At 62.5% G+C, this 256-nt stretch carries 1 protein-coding gene; it reads left to right on the top strand.

What is annotated here, in order from left to right:
- Window positions 1–256 (top strand): inorganic phosphate transporter (locus tag SB816_RS33195; protein ID WP_410548403.1); only part of this gene is annotated, 256 nt, incomplete at both ends.

Raw genomic sequence — 256 nt, 5'->3', positions numbered from 1 at the left:
CCGATTTCCACCACCCACACGGTGGTCGGTGGCGTTGCCGGCGCGGGCATGGCAGCCTATGGCATCGGGGCGGTCGACTGGCTGTCGCTCGGCAGTATCGCTTTCGCGTGGGTTCTGGCGCCTTTCATCAGTGCCGCCATCGCCATCGCCATCCTTGCCTTCATCAAGGAATTCATCATCTACCGCGAGGACAAGATTGAATCCGCGCGGCTTTGGGTGCCTGTCCTCATCGGCTTGATGGCCGGGGTTTTCGCCG

Origin of the sequence: Achromobacter sp. SIMBA_011 (assembly GCF_046535435.1) — a bacterium.
GTDB lineage: Bacteria > Pseudomonadota > Gammaproteobacteria > Burkholderiales > Burkholderiaceae_B > Achromobacter > Achromobacter dolens.
This window is presented reverse-complemented; position numbering and strand designations above follow the sequence as displayed.